The 21,888-nt window shown below is 66.2% G+C and carries 22 protein-coding genes; 12 read left to right on the top strand and 10 right to left on the bottom strand.

Features of this window, described 5'->3' with window-relative positions; translation table 11 throughout:
• Positions 1 to 1,059 (bottom strand): CAF17-like 4Fe-4S cluster assembly/insertion protein YgfZ, encoded by a 1,059-nt coding sequence (gene ygfZ / locus NX784_RS01580; RefSeq protein WP_258814936.1) that lies wholly within the window; start codon positions 1,057 to 1,059, stop codon positions 1 to 3.
• Positions 1,060 to 1,165: 106 nt separating this feature from the next.
• On the opposite strand from ygfZ, the gene mltG reads away from it, so the two are divergent.
• Genes mltG through NX784_RS01545 form a run of 7 tightly spaced genes read left to right on the top strand, consistent with a single transcriptional unit; the run spans position 1,166 to position 6,281 of the window.
• The gene (mltG, locus tag NX784_RS01575) at positions 1,166 to 2,170 is read left to right on the top strand and encodes an endolytic transglycosylase MltG (protein WP_258814935.1); all 1,005 of its coding nucleotides are present in this window, start codon (positions 1,166 to 1,168) and stop codon (positions 2,168 to 2,170) included.
• 5 nt (positions 2,171 to 2,175) lie between these two features.
• A complete protein-coding gene (gene tmk, locus NX784_RS01570; RefSeq protein ID WP_258814933.1) occupies positions 2,176 to 2,811 on the top strand; it encodes a dTMP kinase in 636 nt (211 codons plus the stop codon).
• A 2-nt stretch (positions 2,812 to 2,813) separates the two neighbouring features.
• Positions 2,814 to 3,836: a DNA polymerase III subunit delta' gene (locus NX784_RS01565; protein WP_258815072.1), complete on the top strand. Its 1,023-nt coding sequence runs from the start codon at positions 2,814 to 2,816 to the stop codon at positions 3,834 to 3,836.
• Positions 3,837 to 3,849: 13 nt separating this feature from the next.
• Positions 3,850 to 4,251, top strand: a complete 402-nt coding sequence (locus NX784_RS01560) for a PilZ domain-containing protein (RefSeq protein WP_258815071.1) — start codon at positions 3,850 to 3,852, stop codon at positions 4,249 to 4,251.
• A gap of 14 nt (positions 4,252 to 4,265) precedes the next feature.
• Positions 4,266 to 4,784, top strand: coding sequence for a GNAT family N-acetyltransferase (locus NX784_RS01555; RefSeq protein WP_258814931.1), 519 nt, complete (start codon positions 4,266 to 4,268; stop codon positions 4,782 to 4,784).
• Between the two features lie 21 nt (positions 4,785 to 4,805).
• Positions 4,806 to 5,588 (top strand): TatD family hydrolase, encoded by a 783-nt coding sequence (locus tag NX784_RS01550; protein WP_258814930.1) that lies wholly within the window; start codon positions 4,806 to 4,808, stop codon positions 5,586 to 5,588.
• A gap of 3 nt (positions 5,589 to 5,591) precedes the next feature.
• Entirely contained in the window at positions 5,592 to 6,281 is a 690-nt protein-coding gene (locus NX784_RS01545; RefSeq protein ID WP_258814929.1) for an ankyrin repeat domain-containing protein, read from the top strand.
• On the opposite strand, the gene NX784_RS01540 is transcribed toward NX784_RS01545, so the two are convergent.
• Entirely contained in the window at positions 6,265 to 7,635 is a 1,371-nt protein-coding gene (locus NX784_RS01540; RefSeq protein ID WP_258814928.1) for a sensor domain-containing diguanylate cyclase, read from the bottom strand. The genes NX784_RS01545 and NX784_RS01540 overlap by 17 nt on opposite strands.
• A 222-nt stretch (positions 7,636 to 7,857) precedes the next feature.
• Between NX784_RS01540 and NX784_RS01535 the strand changes: the two genes are divergently transcribed.
• From NX784_RS01535 to lpxO, 5 genes are all read left to right on the top strand, one after another.
• Entirely contained in the window at positions 7,858 to 8,781 is a 924-nt protein-coding gene (locus NX784_RS01535) for a class I SAM-dependent methyltransferase (RefSeq protein ID WP_258814927.1), read from the top strand.
• Between the two features lie 77 nt (positions 8,782 to 8,858).
• Entirely contained in the window at positions 8,859 to 10,340 is a 1,482-nt protein-coding gene (locus NX784_RS01530; RefSeq protein ID WP_258814926.1) for a vanadium-dependent haloperoxidase, read from the top strand.
• A gap of 152 nt (positions 10,341 to 10,492) precedes the next feature.
• A complete protein-coding gene (locus NX784_RS01525) occupies positions 10,493 to 10,693 on the top strand; it encodes a hypothetical protein (RefSeq protein WP_258814925.1) in 201 nt (66 codons plus the stop codon).
• Positions 10,694 to 10,804: 111 nt separating this feature from the next.
• Positions 10,805 to 11,032 (top strand): DUF6139 family protein, encoded by a 228-nt coding sequence (locus tag NX784_RS01520; protein WP_258814923.1) that lies wholly within the window; start codon positions 10,805 to 10,807, stop codon positions 11,030 to 11,032.
• A gap of 142 nt (positions 11,033 to 11,174) precedes the next feature.
• Positions 11,175 to 12,074, top strand: coding sequence for a lipid A hydroxylase LpxO (lpxO, locus tag NX784_RS01515; RefSeq protein ID WP_258814921.1), 900 nt, complete (start codon positions 11,175 to 11,177; stop codon positions 12,072 to 12,074).
• A gap of 78 nt (positions 12,075 to 12,152) precedes the next feature.
• On the opposite strand, the gene NX784_RS01510 is transcribed toward lpxO, so the two are convergent.
• From NX784_RS01510 to NX784_RS01475, 8 genes are all read right to left on the bottom strand, one after another.
• Positions 12,153 to 13,553 carry an acetate kinase gene (locus NX784_RS01510; protein ID WP_258814918.1) on the bottom strand — a complete coding sequence of 467 codons (1,401 nt, stop codon included), beginning with the start codon at positions 13,551 to 13,553 and terminating at the stop codon, positions 12,153 to 12,155.
• A 23-nt stretch (positions 13,554 to 13,576) separates the two neighbouring features.
• Positions 13,577 to 14,080 carry a hypothetical protein gene (locus NX784_RS01505; protein WP_258814917.1) on the bottom strand — a complete coding sequence of 168 codons (504 nt, stop codon included), beginning with the start codon at positions 14,078 to 14,080 and terminating at the stop codon, positions 13,577 to 13,579.
• A gap of 11 nt (positions 14,081 to 14,091) precedes the next feature.
• Complete coding sequence (locus tag NX784_RS01500) at positions 14,092 to 14,769, bottom strand: C39 family peptidase (protein ID WP_258814916.1); 678 nt, start codon at positions 14,767 to 14,769, stop codon at positions 14,092 to 14,094.
• Positions 14,766 to 15,209, bottom strand: a complete 444-nt coding sequence (locus NX784_RS01495; RefSeq protein ID WP_258814915.1) for a hypothetical protein — start codon at positions 15,207 to 15,209, stop codon at positions 14,766 to 14,768. The genes NX784_RS01500 and NX784_RS01495 overlap by 4 nt, the downstream gene beginning before the upstream one ends.
• A gap of 59 nt (positions 15,210 to 15,268) precedes the next feature.
• Positions 15,269 to 17,113, bottom strand: coding sequence for a hypothetical protein (locus NX784_RS01490; protein ID WP_258814914.1), 1,845 nt, complete (start codon positions 17,111 to 17,113; stop codon positions 15,269 to 15,271).
• Positions 17,114 to 17,395: 282 nt separating this feature from the next.
• The gene (locus NX784_RS01485; RefSeq protein ID WP_258814913.1) at positions 17,396 to 18,733 is read right to left on the bottom strand and encodes a sigma-54 dependent transcriptional regulator; all 1,338 of its coding nucleotides are present in this window, start codon (positions 18,731 to 18,733) and stop codon (positions 17,396 to 17,398) included.
• A gap of 467 nt (positions 18,734 to 19,200) precedes the next feature.
• A complete protein-coding gene (locus NX784_RS01480) occupies positions 19,201 to 21,171 on the bottom strand; it encodes a peptidase U32 family protein (RefSeq protein WP_258814912.1) in 1,971 nt (656 codons plus the stop codon).
• A gap of 52 nt (positions 21,172 to 21,223) precedes the next feature.
• Positions 21,224 to 21,850 carry a response regulator gene (locus tag NX784_RS01475; RefSeq protein ID WP_258814911.1) on the bottom strand — a complete coding sequence of 209 codons (627 nt, stop codon included), beginning with the start codon at positions 21,848 to 21,850 and terminating at the stop codon, positions 21,224 to 21,226.
• Positions 21,851 to 21,888: the final 38 nt, after the last annotated feature.

Here is a 21,888-nt window from a genome sequence, read left to right as displayed (position 1 = left end):
TCAGACGTCCAGCGCGTCGAGCGCGTACGGCATCGGCAGGAACGTCAGCGGCGTGCCGCCGGCCGACGCATGGCGCACGTCCTCGTCCATTGCCGCAAGCTTGATTTCCACGAGTGCGTCAGCACCGCCGGCACCGTTCGGCGCGGCGTTGACGATCATCCCGGACGGCTGGTCGGGGTCGGCGACGGAATAGACTTCGTCGCCGGGGCGCGCGGCCGCGTCGGCGAGCGTGGCCAGTGCCGTGCGGCGCTTCAGTTTGCCGAGGTACTGGCTGCGGGCGACGATTTCCTGGCCCGGATAGCAGCCCTTCTTGAAATTGACGCCGCCGAGCAGCTCGTAGTTGATCATCTGCGGCACGAACTGTTCCTGCGTGCCCGGCCCGATCTGCGGCACGCCGGCGTGGATCGATGCGAGCTGCCATGCGGTGCTGCCGCCCAGCGCGAGCGTGGCACGCAGTGCCGGCAGGGCGCCGATGGCCGCGTCGGCCGACGTCAGCCACAGGTAGCGCGGGTGGCCGAATGCGTCCGCAACGCGGATCACGGTGCCGAAGTCGCCGTCGATCTTGGCGTAGGGCGTGTCGGGCAACGTGCCCACGTGGGCGCGCAAGGCGTCACCTGCCGGCGCGCCCCCGAGGCCCAGGACCGCGGCATAGCGGGCGTCGTCGGTGGCGTCGCGCAGCTTCGCCTTCGCGCGCAGTACGAACATCGACAGGCGTTTCTGCAGCGGCGCCTGGATGGCGCGCGGCAGTTGCAGGTAGATGGACTCGGCGTCGCGCCACATCAGGAACGTGGCTTGCAGGCGGCCTTTCGGCGTGCAATAGCCGGCGAGGCGCGCCTCCGACGTGCCGAGGTGCTCCACGTCGTTGGTGACCTGGTTGTGCAGGAAGGTCGCGGCGTCGTCGCCGGCAATGCCGATCAGTCCGAGGTCGGTGACGGCGGCGACGAAGCCCTGTGCGAGGGCGGTGGTGCCGAGCACGCGGCCGAAGTCGTCGACGTGCGTCGGGCTATCGGGGTGGAAACGGGCGCCCAGGGTGGCGAGATGTTCGATCCAATTGTTCATGACACGAATTATTTCCGGTTTGGCGGTATCGGCTTTATGATTACGGCCTCATTATAAGTTCGCCTCAGAAAACTCGCCGACGACGGCGTAAAACCGATAATCCAGCATGGCACTGATAAGAAAACTCATCGTCACGGGCGTGATCGCGGCGGCCGCCGCCGGCGCCGGCTTCCAGTGGTGGAGCAAGCAGCCGATCACCCCCGCCAGCGCGCCCGTGATCCCGTTCGCCATCGCGCAGGGCACGGGCGTGGCGGGCGCGGCGCAGCAGATGTCGACGGCCGGTGTGCCCGTCAACCCGTTCCTGTTCGGGGTGCTGGCGCGCGTCACGGGCAAGGCAAGCCAGATCAAGGCCGGCAGCTACGAGCTCAAACCGGATACGACCCCGCGCCGCCTCCTGTCCCAACTCGTGCGGGGCGAGTTCGCGCAGGAATCGCTGACGATCATCGAAGGCTGGACGTTCCGCCAGATGCGCCAGGCCGTCGACGCCGCGCCCAACCTGAAGCACGAGACGGCGAAGCTGTCCGACCAGGAGCTGCTCGCGAAAGTCGATGCCGACTTCAAGGCGCCGGAAGGGCTGTTCTTTCCCGATACGTATTTGTTCGCCAAGGGCGCGAGCGACCTGTCGATCTACAAGCAGGCGCACGAGATGATGATGAAGCGGCTGAAGGCCGCGTGGGAGAAGCGCGATCCGGGCCTGCCGTACACCGACCCGTACCAGGCCTTGATCATGGCGTCGCTGGTGGAAAAGGAAACGGGCCAGAAGAGCGAGCGGTCGATGATCGCCGGCGTGTTCGTGAACCGCCTGAAGGCCGGCATGCTGCTGCAGACCGATCCCACCGTGATCTACGGCATGGGCAACAAGTACGACGGCAAGATCCGCAAGAAGGACCTCGAGACCGACACACCGTACAATACCTATACACGGGCCGGCCTGCCGCCGACGCCGATCGCGCTGCCGGGCGTACAATCGCTCGCCGCGGCGACGGCGCCCGCGAAGACGGAAGCCCTGTATTTCGTGTCGCGCGGCGATGGGACGAGCCATTTCTCGGTCAATCTGTCCGAGCATAACAAGGCCGTGAACCAGTACCAGCGTAACCAGGCGCCCCAGTAATGACGATGAATGCAGTGAATCAAACGGATGCCAAGCGCGGGCGCTTCATCACCTTCGAAGGCATCGACGGTGCCGGCAAGTCGACCCACATCGGCTACGTCACGGCGCTGCTGGAGGCCGCGGGAAAGACCGTCGTGTCGACGCGCGAGCCGGGCGGCACCCCGCTGGGCGAAAAGCTGCGCGACCTCGTGCTGCACGAGAAAATGCACCTCGAGACGGAAGCCCTCATCATGTTCGCCAGCCGCCGCGAGCACGTGGCGCAAGTCGTCGAGCCGGCCATCGTGCGCGGCGACTGGGTCTTGTCCGACCGTTTTACCGATGCCAGCTTCGCGTACCAGGGCGGCGGCCGCGGTCTCGATCGGGCCAAGCTCGAGGCGCTGGAGCAATGGGTGCATCCGCACCTGCAGCCCGACCTCACATTGCTGTTCGACGTCCCCCTCGACGTCGCGCGCGCCCGGCTGTCCGCCACGCGTACGCTGGATAAATTCGAGATGGAGCAGGGCGAATTCTTCGCGCGCGTGCGGGGCGAATACCTGCGCCGCGCGCAAGCATCGGACGGGCGCATCGTCGTCATCGATTCCACGCAAACCATCGACGGCGTGCGCGCCGCGCTGAAAGCGGCATTGGAGGCGTTTCTGTGAGCATGTATCCTTGGCAGCAGGACGCCTGGACGCGCCTGCAGGCGATGCGCGCGCGCCTGCCGCACGCGATCCTGTTCCATGGCCCGGCGGGCATCGGCAAGGCCGATTTCATCGAAGCGTTTGCGCAGGCACTGCTGTGCGAAAACGTGCAGCCGGACGGGCGCGCGTGCGGTACATGCGCATCGTGCGGCTGGTTCGCGCAGGGCAATCACCCGGACTATCGGCGCGTGCGGCCGGAAGCGCTCGAGGATGACGTCCCCGCCGCCGAGGGCGACGATGCCCCGGCCGAGGACAAGAAGACCAAGTCGAAGTCGGCGTCGAAAGAGATCAAGATCGAGCAGGTGCGCGCACTGTCCGACTTCATGAACATCTCGACGCACCGCCAGGGCTTGCGCGTCGTCGTGCTGTATCCGGCAGAAAGTCTGAATATGCCCGCGTCCAACGCGCTGCTGAAGACGCTCGAGGAGCCGCCGGCGGGCACCGTGTTCCTGCTGGCATCGAATGGTCTCGACCGCCTGCTGCCCACGATCCTGTCGCGTTGCCGCAAGTTCGCATTGCCCATGCCCGACCATGCCGAAGCGCTCGCGTGGCTGGAAGCGCAGGGCGTCAACGACGCCGACGGCTGGCTGCGCGAGCAGGGCGGCGCGCCGCTCGCGGCGCTGGCCCAGGCCGAGATCGGGAGCCGCGAAGAGCTCGACGGCCTGCTGCAGGTGCTGGCCCAGCCCAGCGTCGACGCGGCGTTGCGCAGTGCCGACAAATTGAGCAAGGCGCCGCTGGCCGCCCTCGTCGCGTGGCAGCAGCGGTGGCTGTATGATGTCTTTTCGTACAAGCTGTCCGGGGTGATCCGGTATTATCCGAGGTATCAGCGGGAAGTCGCGACATTGGCCGGACGCGTGCACGTGGCCGACTTGATGCAGGCGATCAAGTCCACGAACGAGCGCCGCGCCGTGGCCGATCACCCCTTGTCTCCGAAACTGTTTGTCGAAGACATGTTGCTTGATTACACTGCCCGTTGCGGACCATGATGAAAGGACGATGATGAGTGTTTCGCCGACCGGACCGCTCAGCGGCTTGCCCGCCGATCCGAATGCGCCGCAGCCCGCGCGGCCGTCCGTGCTGTCGCTCGCCATCAAGGAAAAAGCCGCGTTGTACGCAGCGTACATGCCGTTCCTGAAGAATGGTGGCATGTTCGTGCCCACGAACAAGCCGTACAAGGTCGGGGACGAGATCTACCTGATCCTGTCGCTGATGGACGACCCGAACAAATACCCGATTGCCGGCAAGGTCGCGTGGATCACGCCGGCCGGCGCCAACAACAACAAGGCGCAAGGCATCGGCGTTCACTTCCCGGCGGACGAGACTGGCCAGCGCGCCCGCCTGCGCATCGAGGAAATCCTCGGCGCCGCGCTGCGCTCCTCGCGCGCCACCCATACCCTGTAATCTCCAGTTCCCGCATGCCGTCCTACGTACACCGCCTTGCCCGTTTCGAAGACCTGCCCCGCATCGTCGACATCTACAATTCCACCATCGCGTCGCGCGAAGTGACGGCCGACACGGAACCCGTCACCGTCGCGTCGCGCGAAGGCTGGTTCCACGAGCACACGCCGGAACGCCGGCCGCTGTGGGTGATCCATGACGCGGCGGACACGTCGGACGAGCCGGCAGTGATCGGCTGGTGCTCGTACTCGAATTTCTACGGGCGCCCCGCGTATTCGGGCACGGCCGAGTTGTCGATTTATATCGCGGAAGAATGGCGCGGCAATGGCGTGGGCCGGTATTGCCTGGAGCAGGCGATGGCGTTCGCGCCGAACATCGACGTCCACACCTTGCTCGGCTTTATTTTCGGGCACAATCTACCCAGCCTGGGCCTGTTCCGCAGGTACGGCTTCGACACTTGGGCGCATTTCCCACGCGTCGCCAACCTGGACGGGGTCGAGCGCGACCTGATCATCCTCGGCAAGCGGGTCGCCTGACGCCTCGCGTACAATAGCGGGATGTACATCGATTCCCACTGCCACATCGATTTCCCGGAGCTGGCCGCCCGGATGCCCGAAATCCTGGCAAAAATGGCCGAGAACAAGGTCACGCACGCGCTGTGCGTGTCCGTCGACCTGCCTGACTTTCCCCGCGTGCTCGCGCTCGCCGAGCAATATCCGCACATCTATGCCTCGGTCGGCGTGCATCCCGATTACGAGGACACGCCCGAGCCCACGGTCGCGCAACTGGTGGAACTGGCCGACCACCCGAAGGTCGTCGCGATCGGCGAGACGGGCCTCGATTATTACCGGCTCGAAGGCGACCTCGAATGGCAGCGCGAGCGTTTCCGCACGCATATCCGCGCGTCGCGCGAGACGCGCAAGCCTCTGATCATCCACACCCGTGCCGCCAGCGAAGACACGATCCGGATCATGCGCGAAGAGGGCGCGGGCACGGACAAAGGCGGCGTCGCCGGCGTCATGCATTGCTTCACGGAATCGCTGGACGTGGCGCTGGCCGCCGTCGAGATGGGGTTCTACATTTCGTTTTCCGGCATTGTCACGTTCAAGAGCGCGAAGGATCTGCAGGCCGTGGCGCGCGCGCTGCCGCTCGAGCGTATCCTCATCGAGACGGATTCGCCGTACCTGGCGCCCGTGCCTTACCGGGGCAAGATGAACGAGCCGGGGTATGTGGCGCACGTCGCCGAATACCTGGCCGACCTCAAGGGCGTGCCGCTGCGCGACGTCGCCGACCGCACCACCGACAATTTCTTCAACCTGTTCAAGGCCGCGAGGACCTGACCCATGACCCCAGCCAGCCCATTGCGCCGTACCGTTCTGAACGCGTTCGTGCTCGTCGCCGCCGTGGCGGCCGGCATCCACCCCGCCGCGGCCGCGCCGACGAGTGGCCAGGTGACCGACTTCTTCCGCGCCGTCGCCATGGACGATGCGCGCACCGTGCAATCGCTGCTCGGTGCCGTCGACCCGAACATGCCGAATCCCGTCGGCGGCGAGCCCGCGCTCGTGCTGGCCGTGCGCGAAGGGGCCATGCAAGTCCTGGATGTCCTGCTGCGCTACCCTGGCACGAAGGTCGACGCCACGGCGCTCAATGGCAACACGGCGTTGATGCTGGCTGCGTTCAAGGGCAACAAGGCGGCCGCCGAGGCGCTGATCGCGAAGGGTGCGTCCGTCAACCGTCCCGGCTGGACGCCGCTGCACTACGCGGCCGCCAGCGGCGACGTCGACATCGCGCGCCTGCTGCTGGCGCACGGCGCCCGCATCGATGCGCAGTCGCCACCGGCGAGCGGCAAGTTCACCCCGCTGATGATGGCGGCGCGTGAAGGCCACCAGGACAGCGCCGAGTTCCTGCTCGCCCAGGGTGCCGATCCGTCGTTGAAAAATGGCGAGGGACTGACGGCTGCCGGGATCGCGAAACGGGCCGAGCACGGCGCGATCGCGGCGGCCATCGACAAGCGCGCTACGTCCCGCCGCTGAGCGGGTCGGACGCGGCGCTGCCGGCGCCGTCGCCCTGGTCCTCGTCCCGGTCCTGCTTGCGCGAGCGCTTCTTCGCATACATGCGCGCGTCCGCGTGCATCAGCAGCGTCTCCACGTTGTCCCCGTGCTCCGGGAACAGCGCGACGCCGATGCTGGCACCGATGTACAGCGGCGCCTCCAGCGTGGGCACCGGTTGACCCAGCACGGCGCGGATCTTGTCGGCGCAGCGCTCGGCGTCCTCCGGGGCTTGCAAGTCTTCCAGCAGCAGCACGAATTCGTCGCCGCCGAGGCGGGCCACCGTGTCCGACTCGCGCGCGCATTCCACGAGGCGTGCCGCCACTTCGCGCAGCAAGGCGTCGCCGGCCGCATGACCGTGGCGGTCGTTGATCTGCTTGAAATCGTCCACGTCCACGTACAGCAAGCCGAGCCTTGATTGGCAGCGCCGCGCCCGCGCGACGGCCGTGCGGATACGGTCGAAGAACAGCCGGCGGTTCGGCAAACTCGTCAGCTCGTCATAGCAGGCCGAGCGGGTCAAGTCGTCGTGCAGGCGCTTTCGTTCCAGCGCCAAGCCCACCTGGACCGCGACGAAGTGCAGCAGGCCGCGGTCGGCCGGCGAATAGCCGGTGCCGCCGTGGTCGCGCAACAGCAGGGCGCCGATCGTGCCGCCTGGCCCGCCGAGGTCGAGCATCAGCCAGGTGTTCAGCCGGCCGCCCGCCACGTGACGGACGGCGTCCGGTGCGAGCGTGTTCGGGCTGGCCGCCGTCGCGCGCCAGCGCGCGAGGCAGGCGCGCGACGGCAGGCGGCTGCGCTGCGCATCGTCGCGCTGGTAGATGACCTTGAAACCTTGCTGCGGCGTCGGGTCGGCAACGACGATCATGCCGGGCGCGCCCACGAGGCGGTCGAGGATGCCATGGATCCGCTCGCACAGGCCGGACAGGTCGCCGGCCTGGTGCGCCGCTTCGGAAATCGCATACGTTGCCGCTTGCCGCCGGTCCGCGCGCTTGCGCGCCGTGATGTCGCGCGCGACGCCCAGGCGCAGGCCATGGTCGGCGATCCAGCGCGCGGACCACATCACGTCGATGCGCCGGCCGTCCTTGTGCACGTAGCGGTTTTCGAAGCCGACGCGCTCCTGGCCCGATTGAACGCGTGCGCTTTCGACACAGGTCAGGGCGCGGTCTTCCGGGACGACGAAATCGAGCATGTATTGCCCGATCAGTTCGGTCGGACGGTAGCCGAGCATGCGCTCGCAGCCCGCGCTCACGTCGACGATGATGCCGCGCCGATCCACCAGGAAGACGACGTCCAGCAGCAGATCGGCGATGTTCGCCGAAAGGGAACGGATCGAATGCACCATGGCGGCCAACGTCGGTGTCGGGTGATGGGAAAATCCTAACATTCCCAGGCGGCAAAACGCTATCAGAATTTTGTGCACTGCGACGTGGTGTTCCATCGATCCGACAAACTGGCCCGCAAATCCCCGTCAGCTCGACCCTTTAGTTGCTTCCAGGCATGGACATAATGCAGGCTAGATCAACCATGGCACCGGCAGGATCGCGGGCCCGACAACGAGGACATCATGCTGAACGAACGCGAAATCGAGAGCTGCTACCTGGGGCAGTTCATCCCGGTCCATTACCATCACAATATGCTGATGGACCAGAACCGCATGCACAGCTTCAAATCCGCGATCTACCACGCCGTCAAGCCGGGCATGAAGGTGCTGGAACTGGGCGGTGGTACGGGCGTGCTGTCGTTCTTCGCGGCCCAGAACGCGTCGAAAGTCTATTGCGTCGAGTTCAACCCGGACATGGTGCGCGAAGCGCGCCGCTTCCTCGCGATGAATCCGAACGGCGAGAAGGTCGAAGTCGTGCACGCCGACGCGTTCGACTACCTGCCGCCGGAACCGGTCGACATCGTGATCTGCGAAATGATCCACGTGGGCATGCTGCGTGAAAAACAGGTCGAGGTGATCGAGTCGTTCAAGCGCCGCTATCTGGCCCGTTTCGGCGGCCCGCTGCCGATCTTCATGCCGGAAGCCGTCATCATGGCCGCGCAGCCGTTGCAGCTGGAATACGATTTCGAAGGTTTCCATGCGCCGATCGTGCAATTCCAGCCGACGAACGTCATCTATCCGGGCACCATCGAGCTGGCGCAACCGGGCGTGTATGCCATCATGGATTTCAGCCAGCCCGTCGGCGACGTCATCGCATGGGAAGGCCAGTTCCGCATGGAGCAGGGCGGCCGCCTGAATGCGCTGCGCTTCATCACGAAGAACGTCCTCACCATCATCGAAGAGCGCGGCACCACGATCGATTGGCTGAACCACTACATGATGCTGCCGCTGGCCACCCCGCTGGACGTGCAGGCGGGCGACGTCGTGCAGGTGAGCTTCGCCTACCGCGCGGGCGGTTCGATCCCGTCGCTGGAAGCGTCGATGCGCGCCGAGCTGGTCGTGCATGCCGGCGAGGCCGAGCACGCGCGTGACGCCGTGTTCGCCTGACGCCAGGCCGAATCATCCTGCTACCTCTGCGTAAGCGATTTCATACCCGCAACGGCTAACTCGCTTACGCAATATCATTGCAATTCCATTCATTGGAATTGCTTTTGATTATTTCTTTATGTAGTATCGGTCGCGTTTTTGATCGAAAACTACGTTGTTTGCTGAATTTAATTTCGCTAACTCATAAAGGAATAATCATGTCTTTGATCCGGCGCAAACTTTTGAAGTGTGCAATGGGCTCTGCTGTCCTATCCGGATTGCCCCGCCTCGCGTCGGCAATGCCCGCGATGGGCGTTTATCACGACGTCGATTTGGCCGTCAAAGCTGCCCTGGAACGGAGTATCGTCGCCGGGTGGAACGACAAACTCGTCAATGCGGCCTATAAAGCGTTTTCTCCGCCGACCGTCACGGCCCGCGCGCTCGCGCTGATGAATATCGCGCTGTTCGACGTGTGGTCGTATCTGGAATTGCCGCAGGCCGTCGGCCGCAATCCTTATTTCCGGACGCCGGTCTCGCGCGCGCAAGGCGCCGACCCGACATTCCAGCAGATCGCACTGTCCGCCGCCGCCGCGGCCGTCCTCACAACCCTGTTTCCCACGTCGGCCGCCGACATCGCCGCCTATGGCGCGCAACTGGGCCTGGGCGGCCGCTATCCCTGGGTGGTCCCTGCCACCCGCGTGGGCGAGGAAGCGGCACAGCACATCCTGGCCGGGCGCGCCCATGACGGCAGCAACCAGCTGGGGGACCTGAATCCGGGCGCATATTCCGACTATACCGGCTACACGCCCGTCAATTCCGCCACGACGATGATCGATCCGGACCATTGGCAGCCACTGCAGTACCAGCGCTGTGTCACGCCGCAATGGGGCAAAGTGCGCCCGTTCGCATTGCGCAGCAGCGACCAATTCCGGCCCGCCGCGCCGCCGTCCGTCTTTTCCGCTGAAATGCGGGCGGAAATGCAGGAATTGATCGATTTGAATGCCGCCCTGACGCGTGAGCAAATCGGGATTTGCGAATACTGGGCGGATAACAGCCGCAATCCGTGGGTGCGATTCGCGCAAGTGCTGTCGTACGAACAGAATCATACGACGGGCCAGGACGTGCGCTTGTTCCGTGCCCTCGGGATTGCCTTGCACGATGCCATGGTCGCGACCTGGGATGCGAAAATCGCCTACGATTTCGCGCGTCCCATTTCCGCGATCCACACGGTATTCGGCGATCGTACGCTGAATAACTGGACCAGCGCCGGCGCCGTCCCGGTGGCCGGTTCGCGTTGGACGCCATATTTGTACACGCCGCCGTTCCCGGAATACGTGTCCGCGCACAGCGTGTCCGGCCACGCCGCGGCAATGGTCCTCACGCGGTTCACGCGCGGGCCGTTCCGGTTCAAGCAGGTGGTGTCGCCCACGCAGACGCTGTCGTGGAACTCGTTCTTCGATGCCGCCGCCCAGGCCGGTATCTCGCGGCGCTACGGCGGTATCCACTTCCGGTCGGGCGACCTGAACGGCCGCGCGCTCGGCACCCGTGTGGGTAAGCGGGTGCTCGAGTCGCTTGCTTGACGGACAGGGGCCGGCGCCGCCCGGCCCCGTTTTTGACCCGTCCATCCCGGCGCCGGCGCCGCCCATCGCAGAAAGATTGCGCGTTGGCGTCCACGCAACTACAGTCACACCATCGGGGCCGCACCGGCCCCTGTCGACTGATGGAGCTGGCGATGCTGGGTTTCCTCGTGTGGTTGCTGTTACTATTCCTGTGCTGGCCGATCGCGCTGCTCGCGCTCGTCATGTATCCGCTCGTCTGGCTCGTGCTGCTGCCGTTCCGCCTGCTGGGGGTCGGCGTGGAAGCCGTGTTCGAGCTGTTGCGCGCCATCGTCATGTTGCCGGCACGCGTGCTGGGCGGCGGTGTCCGTCGCTGAGCATTGACGGCCGATCAGTGTGCGCCGATTAACAGACGGTGACGAACCGTTCGCCTATCGTCCCATACTGATGGCTTTCATTCGGAGGCCATGCTTTTAAAGGAAATGACTATGCGCCTGGACATCTACCGCAGAGCCGAACACGACGGCAAGTTCTCCTATCTTGCCGTCCCCGAGACCCGCAACATCCCCGAGGAAGCGACGAATACCGACTGGGAGGTCGAAGCGCGGGCCTTCGAAGTCGACGACGATGCCGGGGACTTGCCGGACTACGATATCCGCAACCTGCCCAATCAGCTGGCCGAAAAAGGATACGCCGTCACGTCGTCCATGCACTGAGTCGATAGCGCCGCCGCGGCCTTGTCGCGGCATGACGACAAAGCGCGGCCGTACGCCATCCGTCCCCGCCAGCGGGGGCGGGCGGCGTACGGCCGCGTGTCGCATATGGTATCCTTTCGCCTCGTTTTGAGTTGGAGGCGTCATGAAGTGGTTTGTTGTCGGTTTCCTCGTGCTGTCGGTGCTGCACATCCATTTCCGCGGCAAGGTGCGCCTGCCGATCGGCCGCCAGTTGTTCGACCACTCGTCGTTCATGGCACCGATCAATATGTTCATGCACCTGTTCTCGAAGGTACCCAGCACGCCGTACATCCCCGTCCGCGAATTCCCGGAATTGTCCATCCTGCAAGAAAACTGGCCGACGATCCGCGAGGAAGGCCTGCGCCTCATCGAACTCAAGAAGATCAAGGCGTCCGAGCAGAACAACGATGCCGGCTTCAACTCGTTCTTCAAGACGGGCTGGAAGCGTTTTTACCTGAAGTGGTATGACGCGAGCCATCCGTCGGCCGAACGCCTGTGCCCGCAGACGCATGCGCTGCTGCAGAGCATCCCATCCGTGAAGGCCGCGATGTTCGCCGAGCTGCCGCCCGGTGCCAAGCTGAATCCCCACCGCGACCCGTTCGCCGGCTCGATGCGCTACCACCTTGGCCTTGCGACGCCGAACGACGACCGCTGCTTCATCGAAGTGGACGGCCAGCGCTACAGCTGGCGCGACGGCCAGGGCGTGATCTTCGACGAGACGTATATCCACTGGGCCGAGAACGCGAGCGACAGCGACCGCCTGATCCTGTTCTGCGACGTGGAACGCCCCATGCGTTTCCGCTGGATGCAGGCCGTCAACCGCTGGCTGGGCCGCACGATGATGACGGCCGCCGCGTCGCCGAACGAGACCGGCGACCAGACGGGCCTCGTCAGCAAGCTGTTCCGCATTTCCCATGTGATGGGCCAGTACCGCCGCCGTTACAAGGCGTGGAACAAGACGGCATACAAGGCGACGAAGGTGGCGTTGATCGTCGGCGTGGCCGCGCTCGTCTACTATATCTGAGGCTGCTCCGCGCGAACGAAAAAGGGCCGCAAGCGCGGCCCTTTTCGCTGGGCCGCGCCTTGCGGCCAAAGGGGATCGTCAGAAGGTGAACGGCATCCTCACCATCAGCGTGACGTCCGGCGTGTCGCGCGTGAGGCCCGCGCCGACGGAAACGCTCAGCGTGCGGTTGTTCTTCATCTTGTACGAGTAACCCAGCAACAACGTGCCCAGCTGCACACGCACCGATCCCGGGATCACGACGCCATTCTGCTGCGTCCGGCCCACGGAATTGTGGTCGTAGCCGATGCTGAACGATGCCCGCTCGTTCAGCGCCAGCCCCATGCCGAAATTGAAGCCGAACACGTCACCCGGCGACACTTTGCCGAGGAATTCGCGATCGCCGTTCAGCACGGTGCGGTACATATTGTTGCGGCTGAAGTTCTTCGTGTAGCTGAAGCTGCCGAAGAAGATGGCCGGGTCGGATGGCAACAGCCACGTCACGCTCGGCTGGATCGAATAAAAGCCGGAACCGGTCGGCAAGTCGAGCGGCAGGCCCGTACCCGTCACGTTCTCGCCCACGCAGCGGGTCTGGCAATCCGTCACGACCTGGAACGGATCGCGTCCCGTACGCGTCTTGAAGCGCATGCCCGCGATGTAGTACGGTGTGTCGACGCCGCCGTTGTTGAGCTGGTAGCGCCACGCCAGTTCGATGTCGCCGATGCCCTTGCCGCTTGTGTCGAACGCACGCTCGGACGCCGTGCCCGTGAAGATCTCGCGGCTCACCGTGGAGTCGCTGCGATACACGTACGGAATCTTCGCTTCGAGCTCCAGCCGGTTGTCGAAGCCGTAGCGGAACGTGGCGGCGGTGGTCGTCGTGTTGCGCTTCACCTCGCGCACGTCGAGCAGGCCGATCAAGAGGGCCGGGATCACCGTGTAGCCGACGAGGGCCACGCGGTTGCTGGACGAATAGCCGTACTGAACGGAGGGCTCGAATACGAGTTTGCCCCGCGGCGTCAGGACGCCCGGGGCCTCGAAGATCGGTGCGACTTCCGGTGCGCGCGGCGCGGGTGGACGGCCGACCGGGTCGCTGCCGACCTGGCCCCCATCGGCCAGCGCCCCGGTGCCGCGCAGCGGGGCGAGGCGGCCGGGATACACGGGCTGCGCGAGCGGCACCGCACCCTCGGGCTCGGCCTGGAGAAGATTGGGTGGCGCCGAGCTGACCTGCAGCGGATCCTGGTCGCGCGCGGCCGGGAGATTGCCCGTGCCGCGCAAGCGCTCGAGCTGCGACGGCGCGGCCGCGGCCGCGTTCGCGGGCGGCGCGACACCGCTCGCGCGCAACTGGCGTTCCAGTTCGTCGACGCGCGCGCGCTGCTCTTCCAGCTGTTGTCGCATGATCTTGAGCTGCTCGAGGAGGTCAGGACCGGACTGGGCGCCGGCCGGCGCGGCCGCGAGGGCCACGCTGACACCAATCACGCTGTACAGCGCTGGAATTTTTCGCATAAGTATTCTCCAGGTTGATTCCGTCACCTGCCGGTGGCGGCGGTATTCAGCGCGTTCGCGAGACTGGACTGGAAATTCAAGGTCTGGAGCAGCCCTCGCGCGTTCACGCTCGCATTGATGATGGTCTGGTTGCTGATCAACTGGTCGTTCAAGCTGTTCTGGATGATGGTGCCGCCGAGGGCGTTGCTGCCCATCTGGACGGCGAACTGGCCGCCGCCGTTCTGGATGAGGCGTACTTGCGCGGCCGCTTCGGCGGGCAGCGTGCCCTGGCCGCTCGTCAACCGTCCGAGGTCGCCGAAGTCCAACTGGCTGCGTTCGGCCACGTTGCCGTTGATGGTCACGATGCGCTCGATGCCGAGCGACACCATGACGCCCGTGTCGGTGACGAAGCCGCCGCGGTAGTCGTCCAGCGTGTTTGATGCCACGGCATTGTCGCTGCTGAACGGATTGTCCTCGCCGCCGGCATAGCCCTGCGTCGCGATCGCAGCGCTGGCCAGCACGAGGCAGATCTGGACGGGTATTCGCATGGGGTCTCCTGTCAAAAATCTCCCGGACCGAATTTCGGCAGCGTCATCATGTCGACGCCGGTCCGGCTTACGCCCTCGGCCAGCGGCGCACGCGGGGCGGCGCGCCAGTCGAGGTCGGAATTGAACGAGGGCTTGCCCGGCGCATCGTGGATGACGAACAGCAGCCGGGTAGGCCAGATGGATTCGAAATGCTCGCGCGTGATCGAACGCGTGCCGCTGGACGGATCGCCCAGCAGGATGCGCCCGTCGTCCGCGCCCTTGATGACGACGAAATGGTTGTAGCCCTTCTCCGAGATCAGCACGATCGCGGGAAGCTTACTGTCGAACAGTTTCTGCAACGGCACCGTAAAACCGTCGGCTTTGAAGCCGATCTTGGCGAGGTAGCGCTGCATGTCGAGCAGCGAAAAGCCTTCGCGCCGGATCTTGGCCTGGTCGCCGTTGTCCCACATTTCCTTGAACGCCGTTGTTTCGCTGATCGGATAGTCGTAGTGGTACGTGAGCAGCGTGGCGAGCGCCGCCGAACCGCAGCTGAAATCGTATTGCTGGCGGGTCGTCGACGTGAAGCGCAATTCCCGCATGCTCTTGACGGGCACGTTGAAGCGGGCGCCGCCGGGGATGGGCAGGTCGGCCGCATCCGCACGGACAGCGCCCAGCAGTGCAAACAGCAGGAGCAGGGCGCCGTGTTTCATTTGAATTGCAGGTTGACGATGGTGGCGTTCTGGATCAGGACGTTTGCGCCGCTGTTCTGGATCACCACCGGAATGCCCGACATGTTGGCGAACGATCCGGAATCGATGCTGTTCGATCCGGTGACGACGTTCACCGCGGCGTTACCGCTCACGATACCGCTCAGGTTCGCGTTGTTGGTGGTCGTGACCGTGTCCGCACCGCCACGCGAATGCGCCAGCTTGCCCAGGTCGGCGGCGGGGCCGAATCCGAGCACGTCCGGTGCCTTTGCCGTCCGGTCCGCACCCGTGGCCGGCGCCGCCACGTCGGGCCTGACGGCCGTGGCGCCGTCCTGGGCTGGGACCCCGATTTCCGGTCCTGCCCAGGCCGCGGATGCGCAAGCCGCAAGCACGGCGAAGCCGCACAGGCGGTTGCTGACGTTACAAAAGAGTGATGACTCCATGCTCTATCCCCGGTTGCGTCGAAAAACCGCCGTGCCGGCTGGCACGGCGGTCTGTCACATCACTTGCCGACGGCCAGGTTGCTCTGGACGTTCACGCTCTGCTGGATCAGCGAGGAGAAGCCGTTGTTCTGGCTTACGACCATCACGCCTGCAGCCGACTGGCCGACGCTGTCCATGTGGTTGGACATGTCGAACGTGCCGGCATTGACGGAGTTCGAGCCGCCAGCGCCACCCGTGCCTGCACCGCCCATGCCACCGGTGCCGACGCCGGCCGTGACATTGGACAGGTCACCGCCCGAGCCACCCGTGCCGGTGCCGCCTGCGCCGCCTGCGCCGCCAGCGCCAGCCGTGGAAGCACCAACGGTTGCCGAGCCGGTGGTGGCTGCGCCGCTCGATGCGGTGCCGCCTGCTGCGCCGGCGCCGCCCGTGTTGGAGGCCATGCCGCTCGCTGCACCTGCTCCGCCCGCTGCGCCCGCACCGCCGGCGCCCGAGGTGGCCGTACCGGCCGCGCCCGAGCCGCCTGCGCCCGACGTTGCGGTGCCGGCTGCGCCCGCACCGCCAGCGCCCGCTGCGCCGCCCGAGTTGCCCGCAGCGTTACCGGCCGTCGCGGTCAGCGTGCCGCCCGCGCCGGCAGCGCCGCCAGTTGCTGCACCGCCTGCTGCGCCGGAACCGGCCGTGTTGGAAGCCGAAGCACCCGCACCGCCCATGCCGCCGGCTGCGCCCGCAGCACCCGAGCCGCCCATGCCACCGGCCGCACCCGCGCCGCCTGCGCCGCCTGCGCCGCCAGTCGACGTGCCGGCCGTGGCCGTCGATGCGCCGCCGTTGGCGGTGCCGCCGGTCGCCGTCGGGTTGCCCGAGGTGGCATTGCCGCTGGCGCCCAGGCCACCGCTACCCGAGGTGGCGTTGTTGCTGCCGGTGCTGGTCGGGCCCGACGAATTGCCGTTGGACGCCGTCGCGGCGGCACCGGCGCCGTTGCCGGCCATGCCGCCAGCACCGCCTGCGCCACCCGCTGCGCCCGCTGCACCGGCACCGCCAGCGCCGCCGGCCGCACCTGCGCCGCCTGCGCCGCCAGTCGACGTGCCGCCTGCACCGCCCGCGCCACCCAGGCCTGCCGTGGTCGCACCGCTGGCGCCGCCTGCGCCGCCGCTCACTGGGCCGGCCTGGCCGCCATTGCCGCCCGAAGCGCTGCCGCCATTGCCGCCAGCTGCGCCTGCGCCGCCCGTGGCACCTGCGCCGCCGCTCGCGGCACCTGCGCCGCCCGTGGCCGTGACGAGGCCCGTGCTGCCGCCCGTGCCGCCCATGGCGCCTGCGCCGCCTGCGCCGCTCGTCGCGCCGGTGGCCATGCCGCCTGCGCCGCCCGCTGCGCCGGATGCGCTGCCCGTCGAGGCCGAGCCGGCCGTGGCGCTGCCGTTGCTGGCCGAGCCGCCCGCTGCGCCTGCGCCGCCGTTCGCGCCGTTTGCGTTACCGCCGGAGCCCGTGCTGGCCGTGTTCGAGCCGCCCATGCCCATCGCGCCTGCGCCGCCCGTGCCGGACGCGCCGTTGGCATTACCGAGGTTGGTGGCGACGTTGCCGATGTTCGTGGTCGTGTTGCCGGACACCGAGCCCGTCAGGGTCGAGTTCGACGTGGCCGAGGAGGTGTTGAAGCTGTTCGTGAAGTTCGCGGTTGCCGTTCCACCGTTGTTGGCGGCTGCGGCACCGGCCGAGGACGCCATCGCGTCGCCCGTGCTGTTGTTGCTGTTGTCGGTGCTGTGATCGTCCGTCGTCACGGTGCTCGTGTTCGTGCTGCTGTCGTGGGTGTTGGTCTGGGTGATAGTGGAGGCGCCGGTCGCGGTGGCGGTGTCTTGCGCTTGCGCGCTCAACGAAAATGCCAGCGAGATAGCGGTCACGAGCAAAGTCTTGTTCATTCGAATTCCCCTCTGGGTTTGGTGGTTGGTGATGGGTCGGCCGTAACGCCGACCTCCAACCCCGTTGCACTTTCAGTGCCAGCCTCATGGCAGAGTTCTATAACCCCTTGTTTTTGTTGACTTTGTGCGCCTGTTCCTACAGACGCGTCAGACAATGTCCGTCACGATTTACCGAAAATATCGAAAAAGTGTTTCACTTCCGGTACAACTGTGTAGCGCTCGGTACGGCAACACACAAAAAAAAGTGGACACCTTGTCCACTTGTGCGACACGCCCTGCGCATCACTCGCGCATGCCGTGCTTGCTCAGCAGCCGGTACATCGTCGTGCGCGATACGCCCAGGTCGCGCGCGGCCCGGCTCACGTTGTGGCCGCTGCGGTCGAGGCATTCGCGCAGCGCGCGCCGCTCGGAGCGCATCCGGGTGTCGTCCAGCGCCGCCGGCGTCGGCGCCGCGATCGCGCGCGTCAGCCCCAGGTCTTCCGGCATGATCAGACGCCCGTCCGACATGACGAGCGCGCGCCGCACGCGGTTGATCAGTTCGCGTACGTTGCCTGGCCAGTCGTGGTCGAGGATCGCTTCGATCGCGCGGTTCGAAAACCCTTTCAGTCGCGGCGATTTCTCGCTCGCGTATGCGTGGAAGAAGTGTTCGGCCAACGTGACCAGGTCGTCGCGGCGTTCGCGCAGCGGCGGTACCGTCACGGGGAGCACGGCGAGGCGGTAGTACAGGTCTTCGCGGAACGCGCCGCTGGCCACGGCCTGCTGCAGCTGCACGTGCGACGCCGCGATTACGCGCACGTCCACGCGGATGTTACGCGTGCTGCCCAGGCGGCAGATCGTCTTCTCCTGCAGGAAGCGCAGCAGGTTGGCCTGCAGGTCTTTCGGGAGGTCGCCGATCTCGTCGAGGAACAGCGTGCCGCCGTCGGCCGATTCGATCAGGCCCGCCTTGCCCCGTGTGGCGCCCGTGAACGCACCGCGTTCGTAGCCGAACAGCTCCGAGTGGATCAGGCTCGGCGCGATGGCGCCGCAGTTGATGGGGACGAACGGACCGGCGCCCCGGTCGGACTGTGCGTGGATGGCCTGCGCCGTCAATTCCTTGCCGCTGCCGCTCTCGCCCCAGATCAGCACGGGTGCTGCCACCTTGGCGACGCGCGACACCTGGGCGCGCAGCCGGCCGATCGCGTCGCAGGTGCCGATCAGCGGCGACGACGGGTCGCCTCCGGCCATGCTGTCGCCATTCGTGTGCCCGCGCAGCATCGCCCAGCCGTGCGCATGGCCCAGCGTGTGGGCAAGCCGCACGGGATCGACGGGCGCCGTGTGGTAGTCGCACAAGTGTTCCACGACGAGGTCGCGGCAGGGCGTCGATTCGAGATCGCGCGGGTGGAAGACGCCGACCCACTGCATATGGCTGTGGCGGCGCAGGAAGGTGTCGATGTCGGCCGGCCTGTGCTGCTCGCGGTCGTGCACGAGCAGGCCGACCAGGTAACGGTCGCTGCGTAATTCGCGTCCGGCATCGCCGAGATTGCTGACGCTGCGGATCTCCCAGTCGTGCATCGCTTCCTCCAGCAGGGCGCGGGTATCCTTGTCGTCCGGGGCAATGCACAGCAGGCGTTTTCGGGTCATCCATCCTCCATCGGGCAGTCAGCCGGTTCACGCAGCGCGGCGGACGAACAGGAGAACCGGCACACGTTCGCGAGTGTAGCGTTTTGCAAGAAACCAGCCGTTCAGTAGCCAGTTGGCAATTTCCTACTGGCAGTTGAACTTTGGTTAACATTATGCCGACTATCACGCTTTCGTGGCGGACGATACGAATAGTCACGGCTGAGTCGATTTGACGAACGAGCAGGGCCGCGTGCGTGCGCGGCGCGCGTGTCCATGAGGCGCGTCAGGTCACACCGCCAATCCACCAATAGGCGGCGGCGGCGCGTTACCGACGGTTACAAGTGTGTATTTTGTGACTACAAATGTCAAGCTTGCCATCACCGCCGCGTTGCTTTCCAGCGGTGCACAATTCTTGCGGTGGGCGCCGAGGAGTGCGCATGCTGCCGCCTGGACGGGGCAGCGCGCGGCATGGTGGACGTGCGGCCGCGTTACGCGCGCGGGCGCTGGCGGTGGAAGACGAGCGGGCTGTACGGAATGGCCGACGGCGGCGGCGAGTTCAAGATGCCGGGCTTCATCGCGCCGATCACGTGCATCTCGCAGGGCTTGCAATCGAATTTGAGCGTGTACGTCTCGTCGCCGCTGACGAGCGTCATCGGTTCGGCGCGCACCTGGCCCTGCACCCCTTGCACGCCCTTGGCCTGTTTCGGACACAGATTGAACGAGAAGCGCAGGCAGTGCTTGGTGATCATCAGCGACACCTCACCCGGTTCCTCGTGCGCCTCGTACGCGGCGGCGATCAGTTGCACACCGTGCTTGTGATAGAACGTTCTGGCCTTGTCGTTGTACACATTGGCCAGGTAGCTGAGCTGGGTTTCCGGATACGCGGCCGGCGGTTCGACGGGGTGCGCGCGCTCCGGACGCGCCCAGGCCGCCAGTCGCGCCGTTTCCTGGGCGGCGACGGCGTCGCGGCGCAGGCCGTTGATGGCGCTCGCGGGCACGAACCACGGCTGCGACAACGCGACGTCGATGGTGCCCGCCTCGAACATCGTGTTGCCCAGCTTGGCGACGCTCGCGCGCAGGCCGGCCACTGCCTGCTCGGCCTGCTGCGCGGGCTGCAGCGCCAGTGCGGCTTCAGTGACCGTCGTGATGCCGTCCTCGTCGGTGATCGTCAAGCGGAGGCCGCCCGCGGCGTCTTCCAGCCGGAGGTCGACGCGCACCTTGCGCTCGGACGATTTCTTCGTCAGCGTCGCTTCCCACTGGTGGTCGCGGTTGCGGTGGATGACGGTGCCGACCTTCAGCCCCGGCAGGGTGGCCAGCCCCTCGTTCGGGAACACGCGCCAGCGCTGGCCGTCCGCGTCCTCGCCGAGCTTTTGCACGGTGTTCGCCTGGATGCCCACGGTGTCGCGCTTGTGCATGTAGTTCAGGCCGTCGCCATTCGCCATCGGGGCGTTCGTGACGAGATCGAAATTGTCGCCGCCGATGCGCGCGACGGTGCCGAGATCGACACCGACGTACTTCGGCGAATCGAACGCACCGATCGTCTCCTGGCGACCCTGGGCGAAATAGTCCGTGTGGCCGCGGTGGAAATTCTTGTCGACGTCCGGCGTGAACATCACCTGCGTCCGGCCGCTCGATGCGCGCGCCAGTTCCGGGCGGCGCTCCAGGATATCGTCCAGCAGCAGGCGGTAGTGGGCCGTGATGTTCTTCACATAGCCCATGTCCTTGTAGCGGCCTTCGATCTTGAACGAGCGGATGCCGGCATCGACGAGCGCCTCCAGGTTGCGGCTCTGGTCGTTGTCTTTCATCGACAGCAGGTGTTTTTCGTAGGCGACGACGCGGCCCTGGCCGTCCGACAGCGTGTACGGCAACCGGCACGCCTGCGAGCAGTCGCCGCGGTTCGCGCTGCGGCCCGTGTCCGCGTGCGAGATGTAGCACTGGCCGGAGAACGCGACGCACAGGGCACCGTGGATGAAGTATTCGAGCGGCGTGTCGACCTCTGCGCGGATCGCACGGATCTGCTCGATGGTCAGCTCGCGCGCCAGCACCAGCTGCGAAAAGCCGACCTGCGACAGGAATTTCGCCTTTTCGACCGTGCGGATGTCGCACTGCGTGCTGGCGTGCAGCTGGATCGGCGGCAAGTCCATCTCGAACATGGCCATGTCCTGCACGATCAGCGCGTCGACGCCGGCATCGTACAGCTGGCGGATCTGCTTCTCGGCCGTCTCCAGCTCGGCATCGTGCAGGATCGTGTTCATCGTCACGAAGATGCGCGCGCGGTAGCGGTGCGCGAATTCGACGAGGCCCGCGATGTCTTCGAGCGTATTGCTGGCGTTGTGGCGTGCGCCGAACGCGGGCCCGCCGATGTAGACCGCGTCCGCGCCGTGCAGGATGGCTTCGCGGCCGATCTCGGCGGTTTTGGCGGGGGACAGCAGTTCGAGCTGGTGGGCAAGCAGTGACATGACGATTTCCTGGAAAACAAGGCGGAAATTATAGCCAGATCAAGGGTTTATGTCACCGCTCGGTGTACGGCTCCCTGTGCAGCGCGCGTTCGACGGCCGCCCGCAACGCGGCCGGCGTGACCGGCTTCGGGAGTATGGGCACGTCGTCCGGCACGCCCAGCGACCGGATCGCCGCCGGGTCGTGGCCCGTGATTACGACGATACCCATGTCGCGGTACCCGTCGCTCGCGCGCAGCGTGCGGATCATGCGCAGGCCGTCCACGCCGGGCATGCCGAGGTCGCCGATGAGCAGTTGCGGCCGCGTTTCGCCGATCCTGAGCAATGCCTCGAAGCCATTGGCGGCCAGCACGACATCCTGCGGCAAGCCCAGGCCGGCGGTCGCCGCCTCGTATAGCGCGAGCATCGCGCCGTCGTCGTCGACGAGCAGCGCCTTGTGGCGCGCGGGCGCGGCGCGGTCGCGCATCGCCTGTTGGCGCCGCTCGACGTGCCGTTCGATCGACGCCAGCGCGATGCGCCGGTGTCCGCCGGCCGTCTTCCAGGCGGACAGGAGGCCGCTCTCGACCCATAGCTGCACCGTGCGGTGCGACACGCCCAGCAGCGCGGCGGCCTGCCGGGTGGAGCAATAGGCGGCCGCGTCTAAACCGTGTTCCGGCGAGGCAGGGCTGGGTGGCGATGTCATGGCTGTCGTATCGATGGATTCCGTTGATGCACATAGGA

The sequence above is a fragment of the Massilia pinisoli genome, assembly GCF_024753285.1.
In the GTDB taxonomy this organism is placed as follows: Bacteria; Pseudomonadota; Gammaproteobacteria; order Burkholderiales; family Burkholderiaceae_D; genus Telluria; species Telluria pinisoli.
The sequence above is the reverse complement of the archived record's forward strand: the minus strand, read 5'-3'. Positions and strand labels throughout refer to the sequence as shown.